This is a genomic window from Methanoculleus sp., from assembly GCF_035363275.1.
Taxonomy (GTDB): Archaea; Halobacteriota; Methanomicrobia; order Methanomicrobiales; family Methanoculleaceae; genus Methanoculleus.
The window spans coordinates 1-13,732 of the sequence record NZ_DAOSET010000056.1; the positions used below are offsets into that span (position 1 = coordinate 1).

Consider the following 13,732-nt stretch of genomic DNA (forward strand, 5'->3'; position numbering starts at 1 on the left):
GATGAAAGGAAGGTCGCCGAACTGCTCCCGGACAGCCTTTAAAAACGCGATCCCGTCCATACCCGGCATCTGGTAATCGGAGATGATGACGTCGTAGGAGCGGAGTGCAGGGTTGGCCAGAGCGTCCCGTGCCGATGCCGAGGTCGCGACCTGGAACTCTCCCGATCGCTCCAGGAAGAGCCGGACAAGTTCAAGGAGATCGGGTTCATCGTCGACGTAGATGACCGATATCACATTACCATCCCTCTGAAACCTCTCTGTCGAGATGCAGGGTACCGCCGGGAGAAGGATTACCAGTATTCGTCCTCTGTACTCTCCCAGAGAGATCAATGGTGTTCGTAATGTATAACAGGTTACATCACAATATATGTGTTTCATTTTTTTTTCCGTGAATGACATCGCCCAATTCAGAAAAATTTATCAGAAATATTTCATTTCGCTGTCCTCGCTATCCAGGAGTTCCTTAAACGATCAGAAAGGGATAACCAGACGCAGTCATTGCCATGACATCGAGGGGCTCTCTCCTGCCCGGGTACCCCCCCGGAGACGGAGGGAGTCACGTATATATACTCTCCCTTCTATCACGCCGCGGCATGGGATCACCGATACCGCGGATGCTTCACCCTACACCACCTGCAGGCAGATTGTCTCTCTTGAGAACGGTCAACGAAAGATGCGTATACGCGGCGCGGCGAACTTCTTCGGGAACAGTACGTTCACCACTCACCTGTCGCTGAACGGTCACGCGCGGGACCTTGGTCGCCATGCACATGGCCCTCCCCCGGAAGAGAGACGGAGAGCCGATCAACAGTTGAGGAAGGTGAAACGTATGAGCAGTATCGTTTTCAGGGCGATGACCGTCGCTATCATCGTCATCGCCGTCATCTGTGCGACGGGACTCGCGTCGGCACAGGTCATCTCCCCCGTGCAGCCCGATCAGCCGACATTGGTAGCACCGCCGGAACCACCAACGCCGACACCGTCGCCGACGCGACTGCCGGTAGTCGGCATTACGGAGCGGCCTCCAGCCCAACTTCCGACGGATCCAACGGTCGGACCTACGCAACTGCCGATGGAACCGACGGTTACCCCAACTCCCCCAGCTCCCCCAACGGCCCCGACGACCGGGCCCACGCAATCGCCGACGACCGGGCCTCCGCAATCGCCGACGACCGGGCCTCCCCGGCCGCCGGCGGTGCAGCCCACCCGGACCCCGGAGAGCGCCCCGGCAGGTGACGAGATACAGGTTACAAGCGGACCCGGAGATAAGCTGTTTCCGGTGGTATCCGGGAACAGCATCGTCTGGTACGACGACAGGTCTGCCTCGGTGCAACTCTACGACATCCCATCGGGAAACACTTCAACCCTGTCCGGTTCGACGTCGACTCCTATCGGCCTGTCGTATGAACTTGCCATCGCCGGGAACAACGTCGTCTGGACAGGAGTAGACCCGCAGGCGGAATCAGATATCGTCTTCCTCTATGACATCGCCTCAGGCAGACTGCAGCAGGTGACAGACGGCTCAGGAGCGCCCGGATACCCGGGTGTTTCGGAAGAGTTCGTTGTCTGGATAGATGGAGACGAACTGGGCGATGTCTACCTCTACGAGATTACAAGCGGGAACATCACGCAGGTGACGGACGATCCGTATGAGCAACTCCTGGCCGATGCCGGGGGGAACACGATGGTCTGGGCGGATAATGAGACCGAGGGAGGAGACCTTGACATCGCCGTGGCGTCCCCGGATCTGCCGATGATAAGACTTCTGGGGGATGACGGTGACGATAGTTATCCTGATGTGTCGAGCGACGGCACCCGCATCGCCTGGATCAACGCCCGCGGCAACCAGACGGCCGTATACCTCTACGACCTGTCGACGGAGAACATCACGCAGGTGACCGATGAATCCGCAAGCCCCGATGCGGTCGCGGTCGACGGGAACTACGTGGTCTACTCGGACTGGCGGAACGGAAACCTTGACATCTACCTCTACGATATCAGCACCGGGATGGAGACGCCGATCACACAGGACCCGTATTACCAGTCTCTCCCGGAGATCTCCGGTGGCGTGGTCGTCTGGATGGGCAACAACACCGGGTGGTGGGACATCTATACCCGGGAGGTGCCCGGGGGGTCGCCGCCTGCTCCGGGACAGACCACGCCCGTACAACCCACCCCGATACAGACTCCTCCACCGCAGCCGGATCAGATACAGCCCGGTCCGATACAGACATCGTCACCGGGTTCGGGCAACGCTCCCACCATGACCGCCGTCCTCCAGTGGCAGGGAGACCCGTCGCTGCCGGGGTGGACGGTAGCCGGGAACCCCGCTCGCGGGTTGACAGCCTGCGTGAATCCCGACGAACCTGACGCTATCGCGGTAAAGACCGCTGACGGCAGGTGATACGGGCACATCATAAGCACCGGCTGCCCCACAGCGGTGCAGGTCCGATCCCGGTGCCGGGACGGACCCGCATCCCCTCCCCGGCCCGGATTGCGTCATCGGGAACGCCGTATCCCCCTGGCGGAGAGGCTGACCCCCGGGCCCGGCATCGCTGCCCGGGGCCGTCCGGAGAAGTAGAGGGGTCGGGCGGTTCACCCCGCACCGGGATCGATCATGGCGTTGATCGCGGCACCCGGGGGAACCATGGGAAAGACGTTCTCCTCCCGCTCGATCCTGAAATCGACGAGGTAGGGGCCGGCATGCTCGAGTGCGTGTGAAAGCGCACTCTTCACCTCCTCACCGGCCAGAACGGTCTCGCCCTCGATGCCGTAGGCCCGGGCAACCTTCGCGAAATCCACCGGCGGAAGATCGGTACAGGCATATCGGCGGTCGTAGAAGAGTTCCTGCCACTGCCGGACCATGCCGAGGTAGCAGTTGTTCAGGACCAGGATCTTGAGGGGGATGGCGTACTGGGCGATCGTGCCGAGCTCCTGGATGTTCATCTGGAGGCTGCCGTCGCCGGCGACAAGACAGACCGTCTCGTCCGGGCGGGCGAAGTGCGCTCCCATCGCCGCGGGAAGGCCGTAGCCCATCGTCCCCAGGCCGCCCGACGATATCCACGACCGGGGCCGCCGGAAACAGTAGTGCTGCGCCGTCCACATCTGGTTCTGGCCGACCTCGGTCGCGATGATCCCGGCGCCGGCAAGAAGCGAGCAGAGATCCCTGATGATCTGCTGCGGGTGGAGGCCGTCGCCGGCAGGAGAGCGGAGGGGGCGTTCCCTCTTTTCCCCCGCAATCCGGCGAAGCCAGGCATCGTGTCCCCCGCGTTTCCGCAGGCTCCCGACAATCTCCGCGAGGACGGCCTTCGCGTCGCCGACGATGGGGATATCGACAGGCTTGTTCTTCCCGATCTCGGCCGGGTCGATGTCGATCTGCACGACCGTTGCACCGGGCGCGAAGGTCTCGATCCGCCCGGTGACCCGGTCGTCGAACCGTGCGCCGACGGCGAAGAGGAGGTCGCACTCCGTGAGCGCGGTGTTCGCGTATCTCGTCCCGTGCATCCCGGGCATGCCGAGGTTGAGCGGGTGGTCGCCGGGAATGAGCCCGAGCCCCATCATGGTCGTCGTGACCGGGATGAGCAGGGTCTCCGCGAGCGCGACGACCTCCGCTGCGGCCCCCGAGGCCACGACCCCGCCCCCGGCGTAGATAACCGGCCGCTCGGCCGCTGTGAGCGCCGCGACGGCCTTCTCGATCTGGACCCGGTGTCCCCGGAGGACCGGGCGGCAGGCCCTCTTCGTGACCGTTCCCCGGTCTTCGCCGTCATGCTCGATCCGGGTTTCGAGAACGTCCCGCGGCAGGTCGATGAGGACCGGGCCGCATCTCCCCGTCCGGCTGATCGAGAAGGCCTCGCGGACGATACCGGCAAGGTCCTCCGTCCGTTTGACGAGGTAGTTCTGCTTGGTGATCGGAGCGGTGATCCCGGTGATGTCCGCCTCCTGGAAGGCGTCGAGCCCCAGCGACGTCGTCGGGACCTGGCCGGTCAGCGCGACCATCGGCACCGAGTCCATGTAAGCGGTCGCGATCCCCGTGACGAGGTTGCAGGCGCCGGGGCCGGACGTCGCGAGGCAGACCCCGGTCCTGCCGCTCGCCCGTGCGTAACCGTCGGCCGCGTGCGCCGCGGCCTGCTCGTGCCGGACGAGGACGTGCCGGATGGCCGAGTCGCAGAGTTCGTCGTAGATCGAGAGGACCGCGGCGCCGGGGTAGCCGAAGATGGTCGTCACCCCCTGTTCGGTAAGTCCGTCGAGCAGGATGCCCGCGCCGGACCGGATCATGCGATCACCCGGGGCGAGCCGGCGAAAGGGTCCCGGATCGGGCGATCCCCGCGATAGAAAAGCGGGGCAGTGCAGAGTGCAGTAAAATCGTCGTAAAAGCGTTCACGTTTCAGCGGAACAGGGTCCGGCCGATCACAAATTCTTTCCGCTGCAATACAGCGGCTGTACAAAACGATCCGTCATGGTTGTCCACCACGCCGGAGTATTTGCTCTCGGGGGATATGAATCCATGTCAACTGCCCCCGACACCCACAACCCGATGACCGGGACTGATTGTGCTCGCGTCCAGGGTTAGTAGTCGGACATCTCACCCGGTGAGTTCAACCTCGCCCGCCGCAAGGGGCCGGCAGCAGAGCCTGCCGCTGTGGACGTCCCTCATCACGGCATCGATCTTCCGGGAGACCTCTACGGTGTAATACGCCTCGTCGCAACGGTCGCAGATGAGTGCCGGGACATCCCTGATGACAATGTTCTCGTCCCCGACCTGTGCGATGAATTCGGTCTTTCCCTCGTGCAGTGTTCCTTTACAAAACGTGCACCTTTCCGGAGTCACTTTTTCTTCCTCCAAGTTCCGCGTATCGCTCCAGTGTTCATCGCCCGGTATGTTGGCGGTTATGACCCGAAGATGGTCGTCACAGATCCCGGGTACTGCATGATATGCGTGGTCACATATAATCCCTTTGGCAAAAAAGGCCTCTCCGAAGGGAGATACGGATTGAGCGAGCAAAACATCGGGATCGCTTCGGGACTATCTCTTATCCTCCCTCACGGAAAACTGTTCCCGTGACAGATACACTGCAGCCTTCAATTTCTGCTCCAGCAGCTCGCGGGGCGGAAGCTCGGTAAGATATTCGGCAACGTGGATGCCCGATCGATCGAGTTCGAGGAGGCTCACCTGCTCCTGATTCGCACCCGCACAGAGGATCAGCCCGAGCGGTCGTTCTTCTCCTTTTTCTCTCTCATATTTCTCAAGCCATCGCAGGTACAGCTCCATCTGCCCTTTATACTCGGCCTTGAAATGCCCGATCTTGAGTTCTATAGCGATGAGGCGGCGAAGTTTCCGATGGAAGAAGAGCAGATCGAGATAGAAGTCCTCATTTCCGATCACCATACGTTTCTGTCGTGCAACGAAGGTAAATCCGGCGCCAAGTTCGAGCAGGAACTGCTCAATCTGCCGGAGAATGGCCGCTTCGAGATCGTTCTCACTGTATGTATCCTCAAGCTGCAGGAAATCGAGGATGTAAGGGTCGCGGAAGACCAGATCCGGTGTCATCCGATCTTCCTCACGTAGAGCCGAGAGTTCCTGTTGTGCAAGGACCTCGGGCTTCCGGGACAGGGCAGTCCGCTCAAAGAGCATCGAGTCGATCTTCTTCTGCAGAGTCCGGGTGCTCCATCGCTCGACCCGGCACATTTCCGCGTAGAAATCACGTTTCAGGGGATCGTCGATGTAGATAATCTGCCGCAGGTGCGTCCAGCTCAGGTAGGGTGCGAAGGATCTCACGATCTGTTCATCGGGGAACACTTCGGCAAATCGAATCATATTAAAGAGGTTGCGTCTGCCGAAACCCTCCCCGAACTCACTTTTCAATTGTGCACTCAGTGCGTGCACAATCTTCTCGCCGTATTCTGCCCTCTCGTTACCGAGCACCTCCCCGCGGATCCGTCTTCCGACACGCCAGTATAGCAGTGTCAGCCCTGCATTGATGGTGGCGGCAACTGCGGATCGGGCTTCGGTGACGAGGTGCCTGATGTCGGTGATCAGTTCATCCGGAACAGGTTCAAGCCCGGATTTGGTACTCTCGCCTTTGCCGGACGGATCTCTTTTGTGGCGCATATTCCCCATAGGTCTCCTCAAACGGCTTATTCTCTCCCTGAACGACAATATCCGCACCGATACAACAGCCTGGTGCGGAATGTCCGGGCAATCCGAAAACTTTACCCACCGGTCGGCGCCGGTTATAGCCATCGAGTCTCCGCAGTTACGAATAGTACCATTTGAGGGTGCATACAAAAGGGTTGTCAATTTGATCTCCGGGCCGTAATGCGATGTGATCCGGCACTTTTTTCCCATGAAAATCCCCTCGGAATCGGAAACGGAGTTCAGATTGCCGTGATCCCAAACACGACATACCTGCGGTTGTCACCCTTCGGGATTTCCATCGGTTGCGCCTGTGGCCGAACGCGGCCTCATGAGCGTTTCCCACCGGTTCCGGGTGCCGGCCGTCGCGCTCGATCCGGTTCGCGAGGACGTCGCGGGGAAGATCGACGAGAATCGGCCCGCACCTCCCCGTCCGGCTGACGGAAAACGCTTCCCGGACGACCCCGGCGATATCCTCCGTCCGTTTGACGAGGTAGTTCTGCCTGGTGATCGGAGCGGTGATCCCGGTGATGTCCGCCTCCTGGAAGGCGTCGAGCCCCAGCGACGTCGTCGGGACCTGGCCGGTCAGCGCGACCATCGGCACCGAGTCCATGTAAGCGGTCGCGATCCCCGTGACGAGGTTGCAGGCGCCGGGGCCGGACGTCGCGAGGCAGACCCCGGTCCTGCCGCTCGCCCGTGCGTAACCGTCGGCCGCGTGCGCCGCGGCCTGCTCGTGCCGGACGAGGACGTGCCGGATGGCCGAGTCGCAGAGTTCGTCGTAGATCGAGAGGACCGCGGCGCCGGGGTAGCCGAAGATGGTCGTCACCCCCTGTTCGGTAAGTCCGTCGAGCAGGATGCCTGCGCCGGTCTTCAGCATGCGACCACCTCGGCCGGGAGACGTCCGTCTCCGGGAGGCAGGAATGTTAAAGAATAGTCGTTTGAGCGCGTCCGCTTCAGGTGAGCAGGCTGCTCACAAACCCTCTCCGCTGTGTGCCCATCGGCACGGATGCAGCGGCTGTACAAAACGATCCGTCATGGTTGTCCACCACGCCGGAGTATATGCCCTCCGGGGATATGAATGAATCGGGAGCGGCTTCGGGGGGCTGGAACCCCACGCGCCTTCGCCAGATACCCTGTGACACCCGGTCCTCCAGGATGCGTGCAGGCCGGAGCGGCCATTCTCCGGCCGGCACAGGAGAGGACGTGCTCTGTCCGCGGAGCGGGTGTCCGCACCCGCTCTCCTACCCCATCTGCAGCCGGGGTTGCGGCCCCCGGTGAGCCCGGGAGTAGTTAAATGTGTTGGGGTCGGGGGTGTGGGATCGGGAAGGGCATGCGGGCTGCCGGGATGGGCTGGGTGGAAGTACACACCAGCGGGGTATTCGGCAAACTTCTTCATCGGGATATGCTGGTTTGTCCCTTCCGCGGCCTACCCGGCGCTGCACGCCGCCTCGATGTCAGTGAGATCGTAGGCGAGGAACCCCTCCCCGCGGAGCCGGTCCTTTCCCTCGACGCCGCCCGCGATGAGGCAGAAGCGCTCGTTGGGGTAGGGATCGTGCCGGACGTGCTCCGCTTTCTGCACGAGGCGCCACCCCGTTTCGAGTTGGGCATGCCCGGTCTGGCGGTCGACGGGATCCTAATCGTGATTAGTACTAATCAGGATTAGTACTCAGAACTTCGACACCGGGGCGGGATTGGATAAGTACAGAGGACCGGGCACACCGGTTTTAGTTTGATGATCTTTGCGCTGGATCCCCCTCACCACGCGTCTGGCGCCGGCGGTGCCCGGTAGCATCGGATGCAGCCCCGGGTTGGCCGGCCGGCTTCGGTTGCTCTCTGACAGTAGGTTTCAATCGGGGGATCACCTCCATCAGCCGCCATCGGCGCTCGTCCTCAACAACCCCAAACTGCATTTCATAATGTCGAATACGCCGCTGCTCGGACTCGATGAGATTACTCACTTCTATAAATGCAAGATCAGCCTCATCGAGATCGTCAGAGCCATCATCGAATTCATCGGATTCATCAAATGCACCGCATTCCTCGGAATACTCGAGATCAGCGATCTCCTCCTCCAGCGCATCAATCTCGTCCAGGATGGCCTCGTCGCAGGCCTCGGGTTCTACTGATCCCTGCCACTGAGTATCGAACAGCAGGCCCTGAAGGTATCGGATCTTCTGGCGTCGCTCGTCAATCTGAATGGCAACGTCAGGGTCCATGAAGTCCAAGTCTTCCCCATCAAGCTTCTCTTCGTCCCATAATCCCGTATACAGTCCCGCTGATTGCTCAGATGCTTGTCGGCCCTTGGACTCCGGGATACGGAGACCGGGAGCGGCCGCATACAACTCCTCAATCCGCTCGAACTCCCGCATGAGTTGCTGCTCCTCATACGTGTCGAACGGTTCAGGATCACAGAAGCCAGGACTGACGACTGGAACGGAGCCCGCCCATATCGCCCTGCTTACGTCGGGCTCGCGTAAGGGCATCAGCCGCCGGGTGTGGCTGATGACAGCATCCTCCACCTCTCCCCGGACATTTGATGTCACCTGCCTCCGGTTGAGGTTCCGGAAACCTTCAGCGATATCCTTCATGCCATCTTCCGGGGTTATACCGGCAGCCCGGCAGAATCCGGCCAGGATCAGGAGGCCCGGATGCGAAGGATACTCTTCAAGCTGCCTCCGGCAGGCACCGAGGAGCTGGGTGAGGTCGTCCATGCCCTGCACCCGGTCAAGCTCCGCCAGCCAGAGGCGGTGATCGTCGCTCCGTGCAACCTGTTTGACGGCCTCGGTGAATGTTGACGCCTCAAGATACGTGAGGAGCGCCTCACGGAACGCCGCCGGCCCCTGCTCCACGCCGTCCCGTGCGGCCTGGAGCATGTGGAGGATCGCACGCCTTCGCCGTTTCTCGATCGCCTCGTAGAAGTAGTCGATAAGAATGCATCCCGCGTCGTACGCGGCTTCCGGGTAGGTACCTTTCAGGACCCTTCCGCGGAAGAGGGCGTTCACCTCGCTCTCGGTCATCCGCTTGCCGAGATACCCTCTGAGGCGGGCATAGATGGCGCCGGGATCCGTGCGTTTGAGGTCGATGCGGAACCGCTTCCCGGTATAGTCGTAGGCATAATCAGTTATTGCCCCGGTAAGGTAGCAGCGGTGGAGCGCCATCTCAAACGTCCTCTTGAGATCCTCGCCGGACACTTCGCCAGGCTTACCGGTGGCAGCAAACTGTTGCGGAAAATCCCATATAGAATACTCAAAGTTTTTTGTGTCGTCCGAGTAGGGCACCTGCGGCCGGAGGATTTTATAAATGGTATAGTAGAGCGCTCGCTGTTCGTGCTCTGTGCCGGGGAACGTCTCCCGGAGGAACCAGAGGTTTCTCACGGCGTCTTCCTTCCGGCTGAGGCTGTAGTCGGACCGGGAGACGAGCGCATCGTGCGGTGTCTTCTCAACATCCAGAAGAATATCCGCCTGCCCGGGCATCTCATCTGCAAAGACCGCCACGCACCGGGCCGGCTTGCCGTCGCGGCCTGCACGCCCGGCCTGCTGGTAGAAGTCCTCGAGCGACCTCGGGAGGATGGTGTGGATGGTGAACCGGATATTCGGTTTGTCGATCCCCATCCCAAAACTGTGGGTACAGGCCAGGAGGGGGATCCGGTCGTTCTTGAAATCGACCTGCAGTCTCGCTTTCTCCTGCTCCCATCGATCCGTATCGACGCCGGCAGGTGCTTTCCCGGCGTATTTCGGAATATCGCGGCCGAGCCTGCTCGCGAGTTCCCCCGCAATCTGGGTCACCCCAACATCTCCTCCGACAAAATTGGAGAATATAAGGCCGCCGGGAGCGCCCCCGGAAGCAAGGGAAGGGTCATGGAGAAGGTTCTGCAGGATCTCTGCAAGACCCTGTATCCGGTCAGCCCCTGATACCCGGTGAACCTCAAAGGTGAGTTCCGGGCGGTCAAACGTCGAGGGTTCGATGACCGCTTCCGGCTCGTAGATCCTCAGGATATGCCGGATATCGACGAGGACGTTCTGCGAGGCGGTGCCGGTCAGGGCCATGAGGACGGGCTTTCTGGCCGCATGCTCGCCCATCCTCCGCCAGACGTTCATGTAGGCGAGCCGGAAGTCGTGTCCCCACTCGCTGACGCAGTGCGCCTCGTCGACGACGCAGTAGGTGATGTTGTCCATCTGCCGGTTGACCAGGTTGATGAACTCCGGGATCTGGAGCCGTTCCGGAGAATTGAAGACAAAGAGGAACTCGCCCCGCTCCATCTTCCGGTATCCACGCTGACGGAGCTCGGCGTCTTTCGTATCGGCATCACCTGCTCCGCTCATGAAGGTGTGGCAGCGGTGGATCCCCATCGCTTCCAGGCTGCTCTTCTGGTCGATCATCAGCGACCGGAGCGGGTCGACGATGAAGGTGAACCCCGGCTGGAGGAGCGAGGAGAGCTGATAACAGAGCGATTTGCCGGCGGCAGTGGGGAGGAGGCCGATGACCGGCCGGAGCGAGAGTGCCCGAATGATGATCTCCCGCTGTTTCGGCCTGAACGCCACTTTACGGAAGACATTCTGGAGCAGGTGGTCGAGGCTCGCGTTCACCGCATCGGCACTGAGCATGGCAAACTCAACCGCACGAGGAGAGGCCGGGGTGAACGGCTCGACGTACTCCGACCTGACCGGGCAGGGTGCCACGACGACGCTCTTTCTGGCGGCAAGTGCGTCCCACGCCGCTGCCGAGGGATACCCGTAGTAGACCAGATCGGCATCGGGGTCTGTGCCGGGAACGAGGGTCAGCATCACCGGGTCGTCAGGCGTATGGAGCACGGTGATCGCGCTCAGCATCTCCTGGACCGCGGCAACGACCGGTTCAAGGGGGAGAGCCTGGGGATTCGCGATTCGGAGCGAGCGTCTGCCCCCGGCATGGAGGATCTGCGCCACCGCGGCGGCGATCTGCGCCTCGGCGACCGGGAGCATGATGAGGTTGCAGAGCGCCGCCCGTGTCCGGGGGTCCATGCGGCGCGTTGTCGCGGCAGCGGAGAGCATCTTCCGGGGTACGGCTCTCGATATCCCTTCCACGATCGGCTCGAGTTTCTCCTGCCACCCCGCCCTCTTTCCGGGGGGGAACCGGTAGACCGCCCACCCGGCAGCCCTGAGGTCCAGGTCGCGCTTCCGGTCTTTTGATAGTTGCTCAAACGTGTGGCTGCTGTCGTCGATCTCGATGACCAGCCTGAGCCAGCCTTCCTGATGGTCCGGCACTTCCAGCGCAAAGTCGACCCGCTCGTCGTGGTGGCCCGATACCCCCATCGAGTCCATGAGGCGCTGCGGCAGGAAGAGCAGGCCGAGGCGAGGATCGGGGAGTCCATCGAGGAGCATGTTGAAGAACGCCTCTTCCGGCGGGGTGCAGAGCGACCTGTAGCGCTCAAGGAGGGCGTCTACCTCATGCTCGTCGAGCAGCAACTCGGGGATGCAGCTAGCATATAGCAGATCGGCAAGATCTTCCCTGCGCGGTGTGCACCGGAACACGAACGCCCCCGTGTCCGTCTCTTCGTCAACTTCGAGGAGCCCGGCGGTTCTTGCCTCGTTGAGAACGTATCGTTCGACCCGGAGGCTGCAGGGAGCAGGGATCCCGCGCTGGGCAATCTTGCCAAGGACCGGGCCGATCACCTCGTGCTTCTCCGAGCCGACAGGCACCGACCATGGAAGAGTGAACCCGCTCCGGTAGTGTGCGTACCGCCGTATGTCCGAAGAGGCGAATGCCGGCGGCTCGGCGAGCAGCCGGGCGACGCCATCGGCCATGTATGCCGCGGCTGAATACGATCCGAGCCATGGGCACCCGTTTTGCTGCATTGTGGTATCCCTCAGGAGTCCGTTTACCTGTATGAGACCTTTCCGGGGCAGGATAGATAAGGCCTCTGGTTTTGTGGGCCGTGAGAGATCTACGACCAACGAGAACGATTGGACTTACATGTCCCACTTCTTCACTCGCGCCTCGCATTCTCTCTTCGGGAGCCACCGGCTGTTTGCCTGCATCGTTCTCACGGCATCCGCGGCATGCGCTCCCTTGAGAATACCGCCGTCCACAAGGGCATCCAGTATCCACAATGTTCCATGGCACTCTACGCCGTTCTCTTTGGCCATCGTGCGTAAACGGCCGTCGCCCGTCACCAGCACGGAGCACGTATCCCGTGCCAGGATGAATGCAGAAATGCCTCTGTAAGAGAGCCCCTGATGAATCCGGAGAAGTTCATAGATCTCCGAAACCTGTCCGGGCTCCAGGTCGACGATCTCGAGGCCGCAACGCCGTAATCTCTCCATGGGAACGGTCTTGATCTCGTGGGCGATGAAGTTCGTCATGAGGAAAGTGTAGCCGAGGCGTGAGGGACGATCGAGGAGACCGCCGGCATCCAGGTCGAAGATGTAGTTTGCATCGACAGAACACCGGAACCGGACATCCCTCACAGGTATCGCCTAGAATGACTCTATACACCGCTCGAGTGGCTGTTCTCCCCCGAGGAGTTCCTGAGCTCTCGATTGACTTATCTTTTTCTCACTCAACGCACGAAGCACCAGCAGTTTCATGTGCGTCGGATGTTCCGGCGGCAACGGGTCTCCAGGCTCTTTCTGCCGCCACCCATTCTTATTGAAGAGGGTCCAGAGGCGTTCCGACGTGCCCTCCGGTATAATCCCGAGGTCGGCAGCCCGGTGGAGCCAGGCACTCATGCTCATCCCCCACTTATGCTTGAGGACATAGAACTCCCGCGGGGATATGTTCCGGCGTTGCTCCCCAAGCTCCCTGAACGCCATCTTCTTCGGCACAAGAAACGCAGCGGCAAACCGGTGGGCTGCCGCTTCCTCATCAACGTCTCCCTCGATCCGGAGCAGGAGATGACCGAGTTCGTGGGCGAGGTTGAACCGCTGGCGGTCCCCGGGCATATCGTTGTTTACGGCGATAACGGGCGTGGAACCGTCGTAGTAGAACGTCAGGGCGTCGAACTTATCCGTGGCTTCGATGACGCCGACTTTAACGCCGTGCTGCTCCAGCACGTCCATGACGCTCTCGATGGGGTCCAGCCCCAGGTCCCACTCATCACGGACCCTCTGGGCCACGTCTTCGATCTCGTCCAGGGTTGTTATGCGGCAGTTCTCCTTGGAGGGGAGCGTAAGGATCTTCTCCTCGCCCAGGATCAGTTCAATCTCGAAGTATCTTTCGAGCCACTCCCGGACCTGTGCATGGACAAGGCTCTCCTCTTTCTTCTTCAGCGGTTTCCGGCACCGGTACTGTGGCTGCGAGAGGTTCACCGATATGGAGCGGAAAAAGTAGTCGACACTCACCCTCAGGATCTCGCTCAGTTGAATGATGAGCCCGGATCTCGGGACGATTTCACCGCTCTCGTACTTCGAGATCGCCATGGCACTCAGGCCCATCTCCCGGGCCAGAGCCCTCTGGCTCATGCCCGCGCCGATGCGTGCAGATTTAATCCGTTCTCCAATGGTCATCCGGTCTCACCACACCAGGGGTTTACGATATCTAGATATCCGGGTATTTTGTAAACTAAAGGATACCTCGCGATCTTCGTATATATATGTTCTGGAATGGTTGCTCTACCGAACA

General features: G+C 61.0%; 9 protein-coding genes and 1 pseudogene. 1 reads left to right on the forward strand and 9 read right to left on the reverse strand.

The genetic code is table 11. The annotated features are described in order from the left end of the window. Positions 1 to 234: response regulator (locus PLN84_RS10855; protein ID WP_348532068.1), on the reverse strand; the 234-nt coding region annotated here is incomplete at its 3' end. Positions 235 to 1,072: 838 nt separating this feature from the next. On the opposite strand from PLN84_RS10855, the gene PLN84_RS10860 reads away from it, so the two are divergent. Further along, positions 1,073 to 2,404, forward strand: coding sequence for a hypothetical protein (locus PLN84_RS10860; protein WP_299953262.1), 1,332 nt, complete (start codon positions 1,073 to 1,075; stop codon positions 2,402 to 2,404). A gap of 191 nt (positions 2,405 to 2,595) precedes the next feature. Here the strand turns inward: PLN84_RS10860 and ilvB are convergent, their stop codons facing one another. From ilvB to PLN84_RS10900, 8 genes and pseudogenes are all read right to left on the reverse strand, one after another. After that, positions 2,596 to 4,272 (reverse strand): biosynthetic-type acetolactate synthase large subunit, encoded by a 1,677-nt coding sequence (gene ilvB / locus PLN84_RS10865; RefSeq protein WP_300195451.1) that lies wholly within the window; start codon positions 4,270 to 4,272, stop codon positions 2,596 to 2,598. A gap of 310 nt (positions 4,273 to 4,582) precedes the next feature. Further along, positions 4,583 to 4,828: a type II toxin-antitoxin system MqsA family antitoxin gene (locus PLN84_RS10870; RefSeq protein WP_292385487.1), complete on the reverse strand. Its 246-nt coding sequence runs from the start codon at positions 4,826 to 4,828 to the stop codon at positions 4,583 to 4,585. Positions 4,829 to 5,023: 195 nt separating this feature from the next. Then, on the reverse strand, positions 5,024 to 6,346 hold the full coding sequence (locus PLN84_RS10875; protein ID WP_300020399.1) for a PDDEXK nuclease domain-containing protein: 1,323 nt from the start codon (positions 6,344 to 6,346) through the stop codon (positions 5,024 to 5,026). 172 nt (positions 6,347 to 6,518) lie between these two features. Further along, a pseudogene (locus PLN84_RS10880) lies at positions 6,519 to 7,007 on the reverse strand (thiamine pyrophosphate-binding protein); the annotation flags it as partial. Between the two features lie 552 nt (positions 7,008 to 7,559). Next, positions 7,560 to 7,712 carry a hypothetical protein gene (locus PLN84_RS10885; RefSeq protein ID WP_292385491.1) on the reverse strand — a complete coding sequence of 51 codons (153 nt, stop codon included), beginning with the start codon at positions 7,710 to 7,712 and terminating at the stop codon, positions 7,560 to 7,562. A gap of 145 nt (positions 7,713 to 7,857) precedes the next feature. Continuing rightward, positions 7,858 to 11,916 carry a RecQ family ATP-dependent DNA helicase gene (locus PLN84_RS10890; protein WP_348532069.1) on the reverse strand — a complete coding sequence of 1,353 codons (4,059 nt, stop codon included), beginning with the start codon at positions 11,914 to 11,916 and terminating at the stop codon, positions 7,858 to 7,860. A 165-nt stretch (positions 11,917 to 12,081) separates the two neighbouring features. After that, a complete protein-coding gene (locus PLN84_RS10895) occupies positions 12,082 to 12,579 on the reverse strand; it encodes a hypothetical protein (RefSeq protein ID WP_299953253.1) in 498 nt (165 codons plus the stop codon). A 9-nt stretch (positions 12,580 to 12,588) separates the two neighbouring features. Beyond that, positions 12,589 to 13,617 carry an XRE family transcriptional regulator gene (locus PLN84_RS10900; RefSeq protein ID WP_299953256.1) on the reverse strand — a complete coding sequence of 343 codons (1,029 nt, stop codon included), beginning with the start codon at positions 13,615 to 13,617 and terminating at the stop codon, positions 12,589 to 12,591. Between the last annotated feature and the right edge of the window lie 115 nt (positions 13,618 to 13,732).